This window comes from Streptomyces sp. NPDC040432, from assembly GCF_055595445.1.
In genome coordinates this window covers 130,623-147,716 of sequence record NZ_JBVIVP010000001.1, presented here as the reverse complement: position 1 = coordinate 147,716, position 17,094 = coordinate 130,623, and the positions used below count along the sequence as shown (strand labels likewise).

The window sequence follows — 17,094 nt, the reverse complement described above, 5'->3', positions numbered from 1 at the left end:
GCGCCACGACCTCCCTGTGGCGGATTCGTGACACCGTCATGAAGAGTCCACTCCCCGAACCATGTGATCCAAGGGGTGTCCCGCTCCCCGGCGTCGTGCACCGGCCGGGGACCGCGGGACACCCCTTAGGGTCGGCGCATGACGCTGCCCCGCGACCACCACGGCCAAGGCCGCGCCCGCTCGACGGAGGGCATCGGCGGCGCCGCCCCCGCGGGGACGGCCGCTGCGAGCGCCGCGGCGCCCCGGTCGAGGTACGGGACCCCGCTCCCTCCCACCCTCCCCACTCCTGCCCCTGCCACGAAAGGCACTCCCTCATGAGGATCCTCACGGTCGGCGCCGGCGCCGTCGGCGGCTTCTTCGGCGCCCGCCTCGATCGAGCGGGCCATGACGTCTCCTTCCTCGTCCGGCCCGCCCGCGCCACCGCCCTGCGGGCCCGTGGCCTGCGGGTCGAGGGACAGGGGGAAAGCCTGCGTCTGACCCCCCGGTTGGTGACGGCCGAGGCGCCGGGCAAGGACTACGACCTGGTGCTGCTGTCCGTGAAGTCGACGGCGCTGGAGCCGGCCCTGGCCGACCTCGCCCCCGCCGTGGGGCCGGGAACGGCCATCGTCCCCCTGCTCAACGGCATGGCCCACCTCGACGTGCTCGTCGAACGCTTCGGGTCCGCGGCTGTCCTCGGAGGCGTTGCGAAAGTCGTCACCGCCCTGAACGACCACGGCGACATCCTCCGCATGGCCCCGCCCGCAGTGATCCAGACCGGCGAACTCGACGGCCGTGCCTCCGCCCGGGTGGACGCCGTACGCGCCGCCCTGACCGGAGCGGGAATCGACTCGCCCGCCACCGACGACGTGGTCGGCGCGATGTGGCACAAGTGGGTCTTCATCTCGACCCTCATCTCGCTGACGTGCCTGATGCGCGGCACCGTCGGCGAGGTCAACGCGGCCGCCGGCGGGCCCGAGTTGGGTCCCGCCCTGCTGGCCGAGGCGGCAGCGGTGGCCGCGGCCACCGGGCATCCCCTACCGGAGGCCGAGCGCGCCTCCACCGAGGGCGTGCTCACCGCGCCCGGCTCGCCGTTGACCCCGTCGCTCTACCGCGACCTCGTCGCGGGCCGTCCCACCGAGGCCGACCACGTCCTCACCGACCTCACCGTCCGGGCCCGCGCCGCGGGCGTGGCCACGCCCCTGCTCGACCTGGCCGCGCTGCACCTGCGCGTTCACGAGCAGCGCCTCCTGGCGCGGCGCGGCTGACGGGCCCGCCCGCCCCGGCGCGCTCCGTCAGTGCTGCGCCGGGACGGGGCTCAGTCGGTAGTGGTCCCCGTGGGCACCGACGGTGCCCGCGGTGGGCGGCGGGAAATGGGAGCCCAGGAGGAGGGTGTCGGTACCGGCGAGGGACGCGAGCAGGGCCCGGCGCGTCTCCTCGGAGCGCACGGGGTCGACGTCGACGCAACTGCCGATGTCCGGGTGCGGCAACTGGACGGGATGGTGGACGCAGTCGCCGGTGATCAGGGCCGTGGCGCCGCGGCTGTCGAGCCGGACCGCGAGGTGGCCGGGCGTGTGTCCGGGGGTGGGGACCAGACGCAGGCCGGGGACGATGTCGAGGCCCTCCGCCGGGACGTCGACGAGGTCGAGCAGTCCCGCGTCCTCGATCGGGTGGACGGAGTCGCGGAACATCTGCAGGCGGGGACCGTCCATGGGGTACGCGGCCCAGAACTCCCGCTCGGTCCGTGAGGTGAGGTAGCGGGCGTTGGCGAACGTGGGGACCCACGCGCCGTCCACCTCGCGGGTGTTCCAACCGACGTGGTCGGTGTGGAGGTGGGTCAGGATCACCAGGTCGACGGATTCCGGCGGGTGGCCCGCGGCCGTGAGGCGCTGGAGGTAGTCGGTACGGAGGTCGTGCCACGCGGGGTTCGCCCGCTCCTTGCCGTTGCCGATTCCGGTGTCGACCAGCACGCGCAGCCCGCCGACGGAGAACGCGAAGCTGTGGCTGGACAGGCGTAGGACGCCGTCCGGGTCGGCGAAGTCGGGTCGCAGCCAATCCTGTTGGGCGACGACGGCCGGGGTGGCGGCGGGCAGCAGCCAGCGCCCGGTCGGAGGGGCGAGGGGGACCTCGTCCACCCGATGGACGGTCACGTCCCCCACGGACCAGTGGGGGACGCCGGTGCGGTCGATGCCGGCCGCAGGCGTGCCCGGCGTACTCGTCGTCCTCATCGCGTTGCTCGTGCGGGTCGTGTTCATGGCGCGGTTTCCTCGGCACTGGGCTCGGTGGGGGTGTTCCCCCCGGAGTTAAAGCTACGGGATTGCATTAAGGGAACGTAGCCCCTACGGTCACCCCAGGCAAACCATCGGCTTCCGGTTGCCCGAGGGGCGCAACTCCCCCCGCCCGCCTCACCGATCAGGAATGAGCGCCCATGTCCGCCGCCGAACTCACGCCCCCGGAGGCGGCCCGGTGGGCCGCCCGCGCCGGGCTCCCGCTCCCGGACGACCGCCACGCGGCCGTCGCGGCCACCGCCAACCACATCCACTCCGTCGTCTCGGTCCTGCGGGAACTCGACTTCGGCGCAACGCACCCGGCGACCGGCCACCACCAGGGGAGGGGGGAGCACGATGCAGCCGTATGAACTCTCCCTGGCGGCCTCCGCCCGGGAGATCCGGGCCGGGCACCTGTCACCCACCGAACTGGTCGACTCCGTACTCGACCGGATCGACGCCACCGAACCCCTCCTGCGGGCGTACGTGACCGTGACCGCCGAGCGGGCCCGGCACTCCGCGCGCCGGGCCGAAACCGACCTCGCGGCGGGCCGCGACACGGGCCCCCTCCAGGGGATCCCCATGGGTCTGAAGGACCTGATCGACACGAAGGGCGTGACGACCAGCGCGAGTTCCCGCGTACGGGAGGGCCACCGGGCGGCCACCGACAGCGCGGTCGCCGCGCGCCTGGACGCGGCGGGCGCGGCTCTCGTCGGGAAGACGCACACCCACGAGTTCGCGTACGGCCTCACCACGCCCGGAACGAGGAACGCCCGGGACGCGGGACGCATCGCCGGCGGGTCCAGCGGCGGTTCGGCCGTCGCCGTCGCCGCCGGGTCGGCGACGTTCGCGTTGGGCACCGACACCGGCGGGTCGATCCGCGTACCGGCCGCCCTGAACGGCGTCGTCGGCCTCAAGCCGACGTACGGGCTCGTCCCGCGCCACGGGGTGACGCCCCTGTCCTGGTCGCTCGACCACGTCGGCCCCCTCACACGGACAGTCGAGGACGCCGCGCTCGTCCTCACGGCCCTGGCCGGGTACGACCCCCGCGACCCCGCCTCCCTGTCCGTGACCCCCACCGACCCGTGGCGGGCCGGCGGCCGCGACGACGCCGAAGACCTCACCGGACTGCGGGTCGGCGTACCGGGCAACCACTACTTCGACCACGTCACCCCCGAGGTCGAATCCGCCGTCCGGCGGGCCGTCGACCGCCTCGCCGACCTGGGGGCCGAACTCGTCGACGTCGAGATCCCGATGGCGCGCTACATCCGGGCCACCCAATGGGGCCTGATGGTTCCGGAAGCCACGGCCTACCACGAGCGGACGCTCAGGACCGTGCCGGAGCTCTACACGCCCGAGGTCCGGATCCTGCTGGAGGCCGGCGAACTCATGCCCGCCGGCGACCACCTGCGGGCCCGGCGGGCCCGGACCCTCATGCGCCGGGCATGGCTCGACCTGCTGCGAACCGTCGACGTCATCGCCGCGCCCACCGTCCCGGCGACCGCCGCAGCGGTCGGACAGGAGACCTTCACCTGGCCCGACGGCACCGCCGAGACCGTCTCCGACAGCTACGTGCGCCTTGCGGCGGCGGCCAACATCACCGGAATCCCGGCGTTGACCGTGCCGGTCGGACACGACCCGGCCGGACTGCCGATCGGCATGCAGCTCATGGGGCGACCGCTCTGCGAGGCCGTCCTGTTCCGGACGGGGCACGCGTACGAGCTCACCGAACCCGTCCGCGCCCTCGCACCGGCCGGTCACCCCCCGGTGCCCACGGAGCACGCCGACGCTCCCGTCGGCCCTCGGGCCGTGCTCTAGGGTGGGCGCATGCCCAGACCCATGGCCCGTCCCGGCGGGCGCAGCGCCCGCGTCCAGCAGGCGGTGCACACCGCCGTGCAGGAGTTGGAGGCCGAGGTGGGCCGCGGCGCACTCACCGTTCCGCTCATCGCCGGCCGGGCCGGTGTCACCCCGTCGACGATCTACCGCCGCTGGGGAGACCTCCAGGAACTCCTCTCGGACGTCGCCGTCGAACACCTGCGGCCCGACGCGGAACCGGCCGACCTCGGTGACCTGGCCACCGACATGCGGGCCTGGGGCGAGCAGTTCGTCGAGGAAATGGCCTCGGACATCGGCCGCGCTTACATCCGGGACACCCTCGTGGGCGACCCGGACGGCAGCAACGCCGGCCTGTGCTCCGCGTACGCCGCCCGCTCGATCGAGGTCATCCTGGAACGGGCGGCGACCCGCGGCGAGCCGGCCCCCGACGTCGAAGCGGTCCTCGACGCCGTCGTGGCACCGATCATGTACCGCATCCTGTTCCGGCCGAGCCCCTTGGACGCCGCGTACGCGCGCCGCCTCGTGGACGACTGCCTGAAGTAGGCGGGCACGGGGCCGGCCCCCTCGGCCCTCGGCCCTCGGCGCCGGTCAGGCCGAGGCGTCCCACGCCGTCAGCAGGCCGTCCAGCCACACGGGCGGGAGCTCGGCCGCGTCCCACTCCTCCCGCAGCGCGGACGGGGCCGTCACGAGCCGCTCCAGCACGGCGAGGCTGGTGGGGGAGTGGATCAAGGAGTAGCGGCCGTGGATCGAGATGGCGCTGCCGGGTCCGTACTCCGCGTACAGCCGCTCCAGCCGGGCCCGGTGGTCGGAACCGAATTCCGTGAGCTGCCCCGCGTACATCGCCCGCTGTCTGTAACCCATCGTGCCGAGGACGGCGGAGAGCACCTCCGTGGTGACCTCGGGATCGAAATCGGACACGGAGGTGAGCGACAGGTAGAGCGGGCTCACCGCGACCTGGGCCCGCTCCACCTCCATCCTGCGCACCCGCGGCCGGTCCTCGGGAACGGAGACCGGCGCGTCGGAGCCCACGGCCTGCCGCAGGGCCCGCTCGGCGATCCCACCGAGCTCGTGGACCAGGTCGACACCGCCGGACCGGCCGGACCCACCCGGTCCGGCGGCGGGTCCCCCAACGCCCGGCCCACCACCCGTGAGCTCCTCGTACGCGCGGGCCAGGGCGCCGGCCTCGACGACCCCGATCAGCTCCTCCGCGTCGCCGGTGAAGACGCCCGCACGGGCGAGGAGCTGGAGGAGCGTCGTCTTCGCGTTGGCGACGCTGGCCGCGTCCGGCAGCTGCGGACCTGCTCCGGCGGTGTTCATCGGATGCTCCTCAATGCTCGGGTGCGTCGCGCGGGAACGCGAAGTCGTTCGCTCCAAGGATGCGACGTCCGATGATCGCGCCGCGACCCGCCCCTCCGGCGCGGCACGAGCGCGCTGTCACCCGACCGGTGGGCGGTCGCGTACGGACACCGGCTGCGGCGGGCGCTCCGGGGCGGGACGAGGCCTGCGAACGAGCCCGGACGGCGGGTGCCGACCAGCCGTCCGACTAAGCTTCGCGGGGTCGGAAGGCGCACGAGCACGCGCCTGTCCGGTCGTGGATTCATTTGTGCGCAGCGGAAGTTCGCCCCGTCAACCGTCGCAAGGACCTGGTCCCGGGACGGATTGACGCGCCGACGCCCGCGTCGTTGACCGTGCGGGGAGGGGCAGGGGAGATGTCGGGAACGTCCAGAACCATCGTGTCGGCCGTCGTCGAGCAGGACGGGTGCCTCCTGATGGTTCGCGAACGTCCGCCGGTCGGACCGGAACAATGGGTCCTGCCCGGCGGGGTCGTCGAGCCGGGCGAACTCGCTCACGACGCCATGGTGCGGGAGGTGCACGAGGAGACCGGGCTGACCGTCACCGGGCCGACGAGCCTGGCCTGCGTCTCGCAGCACGCCGTGACGGGCGACCCGGGCTGGAACGGGACCTGGACCGTCATCACCTTCCGCGCTGAGCGGCCGACGGGAACGCTGGGCCCCGTCGACCCGGACGCCGAGGTGCTGGAGGCGGCCTGGGTGCCCCTGGACGAGGCCCGGACCCGACTGGCCGCACATCCGTCCCGCCGGCGCAGGGAGCCGCTCATCGCCTGCCTGACGGGTACCGCCCCGCCCGGCGCCCTGTGGCTCTGGCCCGACGGCCCGCAGGACGCGCCGGTCGTCATCCCGGCCACGACGGCCGGGCCGTGGACGCCGGACCGGCCGGAGGCCGACAGCGGGACGGTCCGATAGCCGGGCCCGCCCGCGATACTGGCCGGCATGACGAACACTGCAGGAACCTCGACGGCCACCCCGTTCTCCCGGATCAAGGTCCGGGTCGGGGCCCTGGTCTTCTGCGGCGGAGACGTCGCCCTCATCCGCCGCGACCGGGACGGCGCGACCCACTACACGCCGCCCGGCGGCAACGTCGAGGACGGCGAAGGCTTCGAGGAGGCCCTGCGCCGCGAACTCGCGGAGGAGCTCGAACTCGATGTGGACCGGGCCGAGGGCGGTGACCTCCTGTGGGTCGTCGACCAGCGCGTCAGCCGCCCCGGTCCCACGCCGGCGCCGCGCAAGCTCCACCTGATCCACCGCCTCCACATCACCCCGGAGGTCCGCGCCGGCCTGGCCGAGCAGGAATGGGACGAGCTTCCCGACGGCAGCCGCGAACTCGGGACCGTCAAGTGGGTCGACTACCGCGAGACCGCGGACCTCCCGATCTTCCCGCCCATCGGCCCCGCCCTCGCGGCGCTGACCGGCCCGCGCGCCGGCGTCACCGACGCGGCCCTCGGGGCCGTCACCGACGAGAACTACACCTGGGTGTGACCCGGAGCCCGGCCATCGGGATCGGGCTCGTACGCGCGAGCGACGCGTCGGGCGGGATCGAGCAGGCCCTCGTAGAGGCGGCCCGCGCCGAACCGGTGTTGCGACGGCTGCACCCGTTCACCAGCCACTGGACGCTGCGCTTCTCGACCAGGACGCGCCCCGGCCTCGCCGCCGTCGGCGCCGGTCTGGTGGTCCACGGCGTCGGCCGGTACTCGGTGGCCGAGGGGCTCCCGAACGGGGACGACCCCGTGTTCACCACGGCGGCCGAGGCGGTGGCGGCTGCCGTGCGCCGTCTCCCGCCGCGCCTCGCCCCGGTCGCACTGGGGCGGGGTGCAAAACGGCCGGCCCCCGGGGAGCCGCGCGACTACCCTCGGACTCCATGAGCACCTTGCTGACCATCCACGACGTACCCGTGTTCACGTGCGCACCCGACGGTGACGCCATCCGCTGCGAAGCCGATGCCCTGGACCTCATCGGCAACGCGGGCTATCAGGGCGCGCGGTGGGTCGTCATCCCGGCGGAACGCCTCGACGAGGAGTTCTTCCGGCTGAGCAGCCGCGTCGCCGGGGACATCGTCCAGAAGTTCGCCAACTACGGCATGGGGCTCGTCGTCCTCGGCGACATCACCCGCCACACCGAGGCCGGTTCGGCGCTGCGCGACTTCGTCCGCGAGTGCAACCGGGGGCGTCAGACCTGGTTCCTCGCGGACGCCGAGGAGCTCCGGGAGCGCCTGGGGGACGGGCCCGCCACCGCCTGAACGCCGATCGCCCGGGGCGGGGACGCGCGTCGGCGCCCCCGTCCCGGGCGATGGGTGGTGCGACCCGTGGGGAAGGTCAGCGCGAGGTGCCGAAGGCCTGCGTCCAGTAGGAGTTCGGCTGGGCGAGGCCGACGCCGATCTCCTCGAACGCGCAGTTCAGGATGTTCTTCTTGTGGCCGGGGCTGTTCATCCAGCCGTTCATGACCTGTTCGGGCGAGTTGTACCCGTAGGCGACGTTCTCGCCGTACGTGCTCCAGCCGTATCCGGCGCGGGTGATGCGTTGGCCCGGGTCCGAACCGTCGGAGCCGGTGTGCGACATGTTGCTGTGGGAGGCCATGTCCTGGCTGTGGTTCTGCGCGGCCGCCGTCAGCTTGTCGTTGACCGTGAGGGCCGAGCACCCGGCCTTGGCGCGCTCCTGGTTGACCAGGGCCACCACCTGGGCCGTCGGACCGGATCCGGGGGCGGTGGGCGGCTTCTGCCCGGCGGGCGGGGCCGTCGGCCCGGCCGGGGCCGGCTTCGTCGGCTTGGCCGGCACCTGCGGCTTCGTCGCCGTCGGGGACTGAGCGGGACTGGTGCTCGGCTGCGTCTGCGAGGGAGCCGGTGAGGTCTGCGCGACGGGCACGGTCGTCCCGTTGTCACCCGCACCGGTCGAACCCGTCGGAGCGGGGGTCGGGCTCTGCGTCGACTCGGTCGGGGAAGCAACGCCGGGGAGGGGCACGTCGGGTATCGAAGCGCTGTAGGAAGGGCGCGCGGAGGGCTTCTGGGAGGCGCGGGAGGTGTTCCCGTCCGTGTCCAGGCATGCCATGGCGGCAGTGGGTATGCCCACGACGCCGAGCGTCACGGCGGCGATCGATATCTTCCTGTAGTGCGTCGTCTTGCGGTGCTTCTGCATACGTGACCTGACCTCACTTGGTTTCTGCGAAGCGTCCTGCGCCCCTTGCTGCGGGAGCGCCGGGCGAGCCGCCATTCTTAGAAGCCCCCCAACGGGCCGGCAAGTCCCGCCGTCGACCCGAGCGGCAGCGGTGCTCACCGGGCTTGAAATGACCGGACGATCGTGCCTGTCGCACGGGCCGAGTCCTGGTCGAGATCAGTGACGGACCATCAGAATGTGCCCGGACAAGGGATGTTGCTCATATCCGTCCCACCATTCGAGATGGTCATTTCGGTGGAGAGGGGAATGTCGACCGTCGGCGCGCAAATGGTGACATGTCAGGGGCCGCCAAACGGTCGTAATGGTTCCGTGATCCAGGAGAGTCCTGTGGCGCATGTCACTGTTTGGCGGGGCCCGCCGGGGAACCACCGCCCGGGCGGGCGTGGCCGCCCGGCCCGTGGCGGGCGCCGCGGCTACGCCCGGGCCTCGGCCGAGCGCCGCGGCAGGTGGGGGGCCACGGTCCAGCCCAGTGCCAGCAGGCTCAGGCCGAACATCAGAATGCCGAGCGGCACGTGGACCGACGGGACGTGGGCGATGCCCAGCACCACCTGGACCGAGGCCAGTACGAGGAAGCCCGACGCGTAGAGGACGGGGCGGGGCGATCCGCCGCCCGGCCGCCAGGCGAGGACCGCGGCGAGCACGTACAACATCGAGGCCCCGTACATCACGCGTGATCCGACGTCGTGCAGTACCCCGCCGAGGGAGGAGGACAGCAACATTCCCGCGGTGACCGCCTGGAAGAAGAGGGCCGCGGTCTGCAGGGCGATCGAGACGCGCAGGAACGTCGCGAGGCGGTGGTGTCGTGCTGTCGTCGTCGTCCGGGTGGTGGCCATGATGTGGTCCCCTCTTCTGCCTCGCGGCGGTGGATCTGTACTGTCCTGATCACCCGACGAGACGGACCCGTCGAATGTGAGGCGAACCGCCGGCTTCCCCATCCGGTGCGGTGTTCCGTCGAAGTGGCGGGAACGGAACCGGACGAGAGGAACCGAGGAGATGCCGCCACCATGAGCACCCCATCCGAGGAACGGCACGAGCGGTCGGAGCCCGACCTGAGCGCGGTCGTCGGCGAGCGGCGGCAGCTGATCAACCTCGCCTACCGGCTGCTCGGTTCGCTGGCCGAGGCCGAGGACGCCGTACAGGAGACCTACGCCCGCTGGTACGCGATGTCACGGGAACAGCGGGAGGCCATCAAGGTGCCCGGGGCCTGGCTGACCACGGTCGCCGGACGCATCTGCCTGGACCTGCTGCGCTCGGCGCGGGTTCGGCGCGAGAGCTACGTCGGTGCCTGGATTCCCGAGCCGCTGCCCGACCGCGGGGAGTGGATCAGCGGGTCGGCCGGTGGCGCGACCCGGTCCGTCGACCCCGCCGACCGGGTCACCCTGGACGAGTCGGTGAACATGGCCTTCCTCGTCGTACTCGAAGCGATGACGCCCGCCGAACGCGTGGCCTTCGTCCTGCACGACGTCTTCCGGTACCCGTTTCCCGAGGTCGCGGCCATCGTCGGTCGGACGCCGGCGGCCTGCCGCCAACTGGCCTCCTCCGCCCGCCGCCGCATACGCGCCGCGCAGGCGCCGACGGCCGCGCCGGCCGGACAGGCCGGTCTGGTGCGGAACTTCAAGGAGGCCTGGGAGGCCAAGGACATCGAGGCCCTCGTAGGGCTCCTCGACCCCGACGCCACCATGACCGCCGACGGCGGGGGAATGGTCGGCACCGTCCTCCACCCGGTCCGGGGCGGCGAGAACATCGCCGCCTACCTCATCCACATCGCCGACAAGGCCCCCGGACTGACACTCCTGGAACGCACGGTCAACGGCCGGCCCGGCCTGGTCGCCCAACATGCCGGGACCACGGTCACCGTCGCGGCCTTCAGCCTCGCCGAGGGCCGGATCACCCAGATCTGGGCCGTCCGCAACCCGGAGAAGCTCCGCCCGTGGACCGTTGGGGGAGGAAGCTGACCGCAACGGCCGCGACCCGGCCGTTGCGGGCCGCGTGGCGTGGCCGTCAAGCCCGTGCGGACCGCCCCGCCGGCGCCGGCCGGGTGGTCCCATCGGGCTCGGACTCCGCCGCGGCGGAGCAGCGCGCGACGAACGCCGAGAACGTGGGTGCCACGACCCGCCACCGGCACCCGTCGGGATCCGTCCGGTAATCACTGCCGACGACGCGGGGATCCGAGGGATCGGTGCGGTAATCGAGCGCCAGGGCGCCGTCATCACCGGGATTGCGGGTGATGGCGATCAGCACCGCTTTTTCGACGTCGAGCCACGGCAGTTCGATCGGGGCGGTGCCGCTGCTTCCGCGTGCCTGGCGGAAGTACCCGGAGTGCGGATCGTCGGCGACCATGTCCATCGATCGGGACGCGAACGTCATCTGCTCCGCGTCCCGCACGAAGACGAGCGGATCCTCGAACCACGGGATGACCCTTCCCAGTACCGCGTCCCCCGGGTGCTTCCAGAGGCCGAGGTCGATGAGGGTCGTCAGGGGAGCGGGCAGGGGAAGTCCCCGAACCGTGAAAGGCGCCATGGCCCGAAGCTTCGCACGGCAGGGCGATGATGGCGGCATGTTCTACGAGGACCTGAGTCCCTACACCTACGCGGGCGACGAAGACACCTTCAGCGATCTCGACGACGGGGTGAGCCACGTGTGCTTCCGGCCCGTACGAGCGCCTCAACATCGGCTGGTTGTCCGCGGAACATCCTTGGCCGAGCGGAACCACGCCCACGGGATTCGTCGACCGCCTGCTCACGATCCTCGAATCCCACCAGGTCAACGCGATGTTGGGGCTGCACGCCTGCGACCTGTGCCCCGAGGCCCTCCCGCTCTCGCACCCCTGGTACGAACCCCGGTCGGGACACCGGTGTGCGAGCGAGGGAACCGGCGAGATCCGTGTACCGGGTACGGCGGACGGCCCCCGCGCCCCGGACGGCCCCGGCAACCCCACCGTGTTCGCGGCCCCCTACCTCGTCGGCCACTACGTCGCCGATCACGGGTATCTGCCACCCCGGCCGTTCACCGACGCCGTCGAGGCCTTCGACCCGTACGGCACCCGGCCGCTGCGGATCCCGGGGGTCAGGTTTCCGCTGCTTCCCGAGGACGCGGTGCTGCGCCACCCCGACGAGGAATGAACGACCTCGACTGACCCGCGCCGGGGCGTTCGAATCCCCGCGGAAATTCACGGCCGCCCTCATGGCCGGTCCCGTACGCTGACCCGCGTGATCCACTCGGGGGAGAGAACGAACATGCACGTCGGAGCAGTCGGAGGGGGCAGATCCAGAAGGGGGTTCCTGGCGCTGGCCACGGGACTCGGAACCGCGCCGGTGCTCGCCGCATGCGGGTTGCCGACACGGCGGCAGTCGGGGAGCGAGCCGGTCCAGCCGCTGCCGAAGGCACCCGAAAGCCTGCACGGGGACCGTACGACCATCGTCATCGGTGACGTGAACGCACCCGTCTCCGTCCGGCTCTACGAGGACCCGAGCTGCCCGGGCTGCGCGGAGTTCGAGCTCCGAGGAACCGGCCGGCACCTGCGCGACAAGGCCCGGAGGGGCGAGATCCAGCTCCAGTTCGTCCTCGGGTCCTTCCTGGGCCCCGGATCGGTGCAGGCGGTCAACGCCCTGCGCGCCGCCCTGGACCACCACGCGTTCCTGGAGTTCCACGAGGCGCTCTACCGGAAGCAGGCGGCGGCCAGGAAACTCGGCGGTTTCACGCCCGATTTCCTGCTGGTCGCGGCGATCGGCATAGAGGGCCTGCACGGCGCGGAGTTCGATGAGGCGGTCACGTCCATGAAGCACAAGGAGTTCGTGGACCTGTCCGAAGAGGCCCTGGAGAGCGCCGGGGTCTCCGGTACCCCTTCGATGGCGGTCAATGGCAGGCTCGTCCACGACGACGACCGTGACGTCTTCGACTCCGCGCGCACACTCGACCGCCATCTGGCGAAGCAGCCCCCCGGACAGAGCTGAGCCGATCGGCCGGGACCAACGGACTCCGTCGAGGGGTCGTTCGGCCCTACGGGCGTACGGGGTGGGTTCCTAGGCTCAATCCATGATCATTACGAAGAACCTGCGGTTAACCACCCCTGCGCTCCGCTCGGGCGCCGCGGTGCTGGCCCTCGCCGGCTCGGCCCTCCTCCTCCCGACCACCGCACAGGCCGACCCGACCGCGCACGGCGCACGGGCCGTAGAGACCGCGGTCGCCGTACAGGCCGGTACGTCCGTCTCGCCTGCCGGGCACCGGTTCGCGGCCCTCGCCTCGGGGCCGGTGGTGTTCGAGGCCGGACCGATCGTCGTGACCTGCGCCGCCTCCGATACCCGCGACAACGCGATACCCGCCGAGCCGAACCACACCAACCCCGAAGGCCCCGTCGCCCTCCGCATCAAGCCGCCGGTCTTCAAGGACTGCACCACCGATGCCCCGGGTCTGCGCGTGGCCGTCGAGACCAACGAGGACAGCGGCCCCTGGCAGGTCCTGCTCCAGCACGGCGACCCGAGCACGGCCCGACTGTCCATCCCCGCCCGTGGCTTCGTCCTGAGGACGAGCGGCCTCCTCGCCTGCAAGGCGACCGCGGCCCCGACCGGCCCCGCGGGAGCCCAGGGGCGCTGGGAGGGAGGGGCCGGCCCCGCGGTGGTCCTGGACCGGGCGCCGATCCCGGTGAAGCTGGAAGGCTCGTTCTTCTGCGCCACGTCGATCACCGGCGCCACCATCTCCGCCCGCTACGCCGTCCACGACACGACCGACCCGGGCCGTGTCATCACCGTCGACCCGGCCTGACCGGTACGGCCCCGTCCGCGGCCACCCGCGGACGGCAGGCTCCACCACCGCCCGCCGACCCACTCGGTCGGCGGGCCTCGGAGCCCGACGACCTCAGAGCCCGACGACCTTGGAGCTCGCCGACAGCTCGTAGACCAGCGTGACCGTACGCCGGCCACCGGGCGGGAGCGTCACGTCCCAGCGGGCGATGCCCTCGGCGTCGACCACGTCCGGAGCCGGGGAGCACGCCTCCCGGCGCAGGCGCACCTCCACCGCCGACACCTCCGAGACCGGGATCCGTTCCCGGACGGCGACGACCCGGTCGTCCAGTTCCCCGGGCGCCGAGAACCGGGAGAGGTGCAGCCGCACCGTGCGGGTGACCAGGGTCCGCTGGGTGATGCCCACCGCATCGCGGGACTCCTCGGCATACCGGACCACCCGGTGGTCGTCACGGCTACCGAAGGCGAGCTCGAAGGCGGCTCCGGCAGCGGTGAAGTCCAGAGTGCCGCGACCGCTGAACCCACTGCCGCGCACCAACTGGACGGGCCCCGCGAGCAGGGCGTGGCCCGACCGGTTCTCGCACCGCACCACCTGCGTCACCAGCGGGGACAGCTCGGGCGAACAGGCGTACTCGCTGCGGGCGGGCGCCGTGAAGGAGGAGAGCGGCACCCGGTGCGCGCGGCCGTCCGAGGGCACCGACACCGGTGCCGGGGAGCTCAACACCCGGGCCTCGCCGCCGTCGTCCACGCCCGGCAGGCCGACCACGGGGGCCGCCCCGAGGTCGCCGATCTCCTCCTCGCGCAGTTCCACGTCGACGGTGCGGCGCTCCGCGGCCGACCGGTCCTTGAGCGTCAGCCGGTCCTCGGTGAGCCGCGGGGGATCGGTGGCCAGGGCCGAGCGGGCCGTCGACAGGGTCAGTCGTACGTCGGACCAGTCCTCACCGGTGCGCTGCCAGACCACCGCCTCGGTCTCCAGCGTCAGGGAGTCCCCGTCGAGCACAGCCCGGTAGGCGGGCCGCCACAGCGCGCACGGCGTGAGGTGCCCGAGCCGCAGCCGGACGGGCCCGGCGACCGAGGCGTCCACGGTCAGCTCGATGTGACCGACCAGTTCGGCGGGTTGCTGCTCGGAGAGGTTCAAGGCGCCCTGGACATGCCGGAGCTCGACGGCGAGAGCGGCCAGCCGCGCCTCCACGGAACGGAGTTGTTCCCCGCACGCGTCGCGTTCCTCGTCGACGCGGTCCAACTCAAGGTTCCAACGGTCCCGCTCGGTGTCCCCGGCGCCGGCGCCCTCGCCGATGTCCCGCAGCAGGTCCGCGGCGAGGCTGCCGAGCGCGTCGAGCCGGGCCCTCAGCCGGTCCTGCCGCTGCCCCAGGGCGGTCCGCTCCTCCTCGATGGCGTACTCGCGGTGGCGCACGGCCGAGTCGTCCACGGTGGGCGGCAGCGGGCCGTGCGGTGTCCAGGCGCGGACGATGCGGACGTCGAGCACGGTCGCCGAGTGCTCGGCGATCAGCTCGGCATGGAGGGTGCGGTCGACGGCCAGCGCGCTGACCGGTCCCAGGCGCAGGCGTTGGACCCCGGCCTCCAGGTCGAGGACGGCCGTGCGCTCGATGTGGGCACGGTCCTCCAGACAGGTGACGGCGGTGACGGGCAGGGCGATCGGCTTCGGGGGCGTGGACATGGGGTGCTTCAGCTCCTGCGGTTGCCGTCGACGAGGGCCTTGCCGGCCGGGATGCGGATCTCGTAGCCGCCTTCGAGGGCGGTGGTGGCGCCGGCGGGCAGCTCCACCCGCCAGACCCGGGTACCCGGGGCGTGATGTTCCGCAGCGCCGTCCTCGGGTGCGGCCCAGTCGGACCGTTCCTCGATGCGGACATCCGTCTCGGACGTGACGGGCACCCGTTCGCGGACCTCGACGGTGACCGCTTCCGCGAGCCGGTTCGCCACCTCCACGTGGACCCGGTGGTCCAGGACGGTGGTGTTGTTGCGGAGCCCGGCCGTCGACTCGTGCAGGTTGGTGCGGCGGGTGACACGGATGCCCTCGGCCGCACCGAGCCCCACCCGGCGGACACCGCCGGGCGCGAGCGTCGGCAATGCGGCGGTCAGCAGGAACTCGTCGTCCACGGTGACCTCCACCGGGCCGGCCAGCAGGGCCTGATCGGTGGCGTTGGAGAGGACGAGCGTCGCGTACACGGTCTGCTCGACGGACGGCACGCAGAGGTACTCGGTGCGCAGCCCCACCGGGATCTCGGTGACGGTGACGGTGTGCCAGGTGCCGTCCGACGGAACGTCCGCCCGGGCGGCGGCGTCGAAGCGGTGGTCGAAGGAACCCGCCGACTCGCGGGGCCGCACCGCGTGCCCGGGCAGCGGCAGCGCCGCCACCGTCTCGGCGCGGCGCCGGTGTTCGGCCGCCACCGGGTCGGCGGGCGGGTTCGGGAACAACCGGCCCCGGCGGCCGGTCGACTCCTCCGGACCGCGCAGGACGAGCGCCGCATAGTCGAGTTCGGCGCCGCTCGGCTGCGGCGGGCCGACGGGCGGAGGCGGTGACGGCGCCGCCGAGCCGGGAGCCGCCGGAGCCATGGCGCCTGCCGCGCCGGGCCCGGGCCCGCCGGGCCCGGCGGCCGATCGCGCCCGGGCCGGCCGCGCGAAGGCCTGCGCCCCGCCGCCGAACTCCGGGGCACCGCCGGGCACGGGAAGCGCGGACGACGGCGGCGGCGGGCCGCCGAAGGCCTGCGGCGCCGGTGGCGGGGGCGGTGGTGGCGCCTGTACGGGGGCGGCCGCGGTCGCCGCGGGCACCGCTGCGCGCGCGGCGACCGGCGCCGGGCGCGGGCCGGCCGCGGCGTAGCCGGCGAACAGGTCCGCGAGGCCGGCCGGGGGCTCCCGCCAGCCGGACGGCGCGGGATCGGCCTGTCGGCGTCCGATCCGGACCGAGCGGAGCTTCGGCAGGTCGGTGCGGCGGCGGAGGTCGGCCGTGGCCAGGGCGATCCGCACGCCGGTCCAGTCCTCGCCGGTGCGCTGGGCGACCGAGGCGCGCAACACCAGACGGCCCGTACCGTCGCCCTGACGCTGGGTGAGGCGGTAGGCCGGCACCCAGACGGCGCCCGGCACGCCGTACTCCAGCTCCACTTCCACCTCGGTGCCCGGGGCACCGGTGCCGTCGAGGGTCAGGACCGCACAGACCGTGGTCGCCACGTGCGCCGACGGCGCGTCGGTGGAGGCGCGGGAGAGCCGGTCCGAGGCGACGTCGCGTTCGTGCCCTACCCGGGCCAAGGCCTCCTCCAGCTCGACGAGGCGGGCGTGCAGCCGGGCAAGTCGCTCGTCGACGAAGTCGGCGAGGGCCAGCCAGGCGTCGACCGGCGTGCGCCGGTGCGGATCGTCCCGCCTGCGCGGCGGCGGCACCGGTCGCAGCGCCCGGACCTCCTCGATCAGGCCCGACTGCCGGTCCCGACGGGCCCGCGCCGCCGCCTGCTCCTCGGTGAGCCGCTCGACCTCGCGCCGCAACGTGTCCGGAGCGTCGGCGCCGAGGGGCTCGGCCTCGACCTCCACCCGGGCCTCGGTGACGCGCACCCCGGCCGGTCCCACCACCGCGGCGCGCAGCGAGCCCGGGTCCAGCGAACGGGGCAGGCCCGTCACGCGCACCCGACCGTCCGGCGGTACGACGCCGCGGGCCACACGCCGACACAGCGCGCCCCGCGCGTACACCACGACCGAGTCGAGGTCCGAGCCCCACCTCTGTCCCATCCCAGCAGCCATACGA

18 protein-coding genes and 1 pseudogene are annotated in these 17,094 nt (G+C 73.3%); 12 read left to right on the top strand and 7 right to left on the bottom strand.

What is annotated here, in order from left to right; all coding sequences use genetic code 11:
* Positions 1 to 314 precede the first annotated feature (314 nt).
* Positions 315 to 1,244, top strand: a complete 930-nt coding sequence (locus ACZ58N_RS00715; protein WP_471153887.1) for a 2-dehydropantoate 2-reductase — start codon at positions 315 to 317, stop codon at positions 1,242 to 1,244.
* A 27-nt stretch (positions 1,245 to 1,271) separates the two neighbouring features.
* Here ACZ58N_RS00715 and ACZ58N_RS00710 read toward each other — a convergent pair whose 3' ends face one another.
* On the bottom strand, positions 1,272 to 2,204 hold the full coding sequence (locus tag ACZ58N_RS00710; protein WP_471155170.1) for an MBL fold metallo-hydrolase: 933 nt from the start codon (positions 2,202 to 2,204) through the stop codon (positions 1,272 to 1,274).
* Positions 2,205 to 2,404: 200 nt separating this feature from the next.
* Between ACZ58N_RS00710 and ACZ58N_RS00705 the strand changes: the two genes are divergently transcribed.
* The 3 genes from ACZ58N_RS00705 to ACZ58N_RS00695 are packed head-to-tail and all read left to right on the top strand — an operon-like array spanning position 2,405 to position 4,622.
* The gene (locus ACZ58N_RS00705) at positions 2,405 to 2,614 is read left to right on the top strand and encodes a hypothetical protein (RefSeq protein ID WP_471153884.1); all 210 of its coding nucleotides are present in this window, start codon (positions 2,405 to 2,407) and stop codon (positions 2,612 to 2,614) included.
* Positions 2,601 to 4,061 carry an amidase gene (locus ACZ58N_RS00700; protein WP_471153881.1) on the top strand — a complete coding sequence of 487 codons (1,461 nt, stop codon included), beginning with the start codon at positions 2,601 to 2,603 and terminating at the stop codon, positions 4,059 to 4,061. Before ACZ58N_RS00705 ends, ACZ58N_RS00700 begins: the two co-directional genes overlap by 14 nt.
* 9 nt (positions 4,062 to 4,070) lie before the next feature.
* The gene (locus ACZ58N_RS00695) at positions 4,071 to 4,622 is read left to right on the top strand and encodes a TetR/AcrR family transcriptional regulator (RefSeq protein WP_471153879.1); all 552 of its coding nucleotides are present in this window, start codon (positions 4,071 to 4,073) and stop codon (positions 4,620 to 4,622) included.
* A gap of 45 nt (positions 4,623 to 4,667) precedes the next feature.
* Here the strand turns inward: ACZ58N_RS00695 and ACZ58N_RS00690 are convergent, their stop codons facing one another.
* Entirely contained in the window at positions 4,668 to 5,396 is a 729-nt protein-coding gene (locus ACZ58N_RS00690) for a hypothetical protein (protein WP_471153876.1), read from the bottom strand.
* A gap of 392 nt (positions 5,397 to 5,788) precedes the next feature.
* Between ACZ58N_RS00690 and ACZ58N_RS00685 the strand changes: the two genes are divergently transcribed.
* From ACZ58N_RS00685 to ACZ58N_RS00670, 4 genes are read left to right on the top strand one after another with little or no spacing between them, the layout of a single operon-like run.
* Positions 5,789 to 6,343, top strand: coding sequence for an NUDIX hydrolase (locus tag ACZ58N_RS00685; RefSeq protein WP_471153874.1), 555 nt, complete (start codon positions 5,789 to 5,791; stop codon positions 6,341 to 6,343).
* Positions 6,344 to 6,370: 27 nt separating this feature from the next.
* A complete protein-coding gene (locus ACZ58N_RS00680) occupies positions 6,371 to 6,916 on the top strand; it encodes an NUDIX domain-containing protein (protein WP_471153873.1) in 546 nt (181 codons plus the stop codon).
* Complete coding sequence (locus ACZ58N_RS00675) at positions 6,913 to 7,299, top strand: DUF6193 family natural product biosynthesis protein (RefSeq protein WP_471153871.1); 387 nt, start codon at positions 6,913 to 6,915, stop codon at positions 7,297 to 7,299. The genes ACZ58N_RS00680 and ACZ58N_RS00675 overlap by 4 nt, the downstream gene beginning before the upstream one ends.
* Positions 7,296 to 7,673, top strand: coding sequence for a DUF4180 domain-containing protein (locus ACZ58N_RS00670; protein ID WP_471153868.1), 378 nt, complete (start codon positions 7,296 to 7,298; stop codon positions 7,671 to 7,673). Before ACZ58N_RS00675 ends, ACZ58N_RS00670 begins: the two co-directional genes overlap by 4 nt.
* Before the next feature lie 76 nt (positions 7,674 to 7,749).
* Here the strand turns inward: ACZ58N_RS00670 and ACZ58N_RS00665 are convergent, their stop codons facing one another.
* Together ACZ58N_RS00665 and ACZ58N_RS00660 are read right to left on the bottom strand one after the other, a co-directional pair.
* On the bottom strand, positions 7,750 to 8,565 hold the full coding sequence (locus ACZ58N_RS00665) for a CAP domain-containing protein (protein WP_471153865.1): 816 nt from the start codon (positions 8,563 to 8,565) through the stop codon (positions 7,750 to 7,752).
* Positions 8,566 to 9,017: 452 nt separating this feature from the next.
* On the bottom strand, positions 9,018 to 9,437 hold the full coding sequence (locus tag ACZ58N_RS00660; protein WP_471153863.1) for a hypothetical protein: 420 nt from the start codon (positions 9,435 to 9,437) through the stop codon (positions 9,018 to 9,020).
* Positions 9,438 to 9,608: 171 nt separating this feature from the next.
* Here ACZ58N_RS00660 and sigJ point away from each other — a divergent pair, with 171 nt between their 5' ends.
* Positions 9,609 to 10,559 carry an RNA polymerase sigma factor SigJ gene (sigJ, locus tag ACZ58N_RS00655; protein ID WP_471153862.1) on the top strand — a complete coding sequence of 317 codons (951 nt, stop codon included), beginning with the start codon at positions 9,609 to 9,611 and terminating at the stop codon, positions 10,557 to 10,559.
* 46 nt (positions 10,560 to 10,605) lie between these two features.
* Here sigJ and ACZ58N_RS00650 read toward each other — a convergent pair whose 3' ends face one another.
* Positions 10,606 to 11,124: a hypothetical protein gene (locus ACZ58N_RS00650; protein WP_471153860.1), complete on the bottom strand. Its 519-nt coding sequence runs from the start codon at positions 11,122 to 11,124 to the stop codon at positions 10,606 to 10,608.
* Positions 11,125 to 11,267: 143 nt separating this feature from the next.
* On the opposite strand from ACZ58N_RS00650, the pseudogene ACZ58N_RS00645 reads away from it, so the two are divergent.
* From ACZ58N_RS00645 to ACZ58N_RS00635, 3 genes and pseudogenes are all read left to right on the top strand, one after another.
* Positions 11,268 to 11,726, top strand: a pseudogene (locus tag ACZ58N_RS00645) (DUF7919 family protein); the annotation flags it as partial.
* 114 nt (positions 11,727 to 11,840) lie between these two features.
* Entirely contained in the window at positions 11,841 to 12,557 is a 717-nt protein-coding gene (locus ACZ58N_RS00640; RefSeq protein WP_471153858.1) for a DsbA family protein, read from the top strand.
* 82 nt (positions 12,558 to 12,639) lie between these two features.
* Positions 12,640 to 13,365 carry a hypothetical protein gene (locus ACZ58N_RS00635; RefSeq protein WP_471153856.1) on the top strand — a complete coding sequence of 242 codons (726 nt, stop codon included), beginning with the start codon at positions 12,640 to 12,642 and terminating at the stop codon, positions 13,363 to 13,365.
* A gap of 93 nt (positions 13,366 to 13,458) precedes the next feature.
* Here ACZ58N_RS00635 and ACZ58N_RS00630 read toward each other — a convergent pair whose 3' ends face one another.
* Together ACZ58N_RS00630 and ACZ58N_RS00625 are read right to left on the bottom strand one after the other, a co-directional pair.
* Positions 13,459 to 15,021, bottom strand: coding sequence for a DUF4139 domain-containing protein (locus tag ACZ58N_RS00630; protein WP_471153853.1), 1,563 nt, complete (start codon positions 15,019 to 15,021; stop codon positions 13,459 to 13,461).
* An 8-nt stretch (positions 15,022 to 15,029) separates the two neighbouring features.
* Positions 15,030 to 17,078 carry a DUF4139 domain-containing protein gene (locus ACZ58N_RS00625; RefSeq protein WP_471153850.1) on the bottom strand — a complete coding sequence of 683 codons (2,049 nt, stop codon included), beginning with the start codon at positions 17,076 to 17,078 and terminating at the stop codon, positions 15,030 to 15,032.
* Positions 17,079 to 17,094 lie beyond the last annotated feature (16 nt).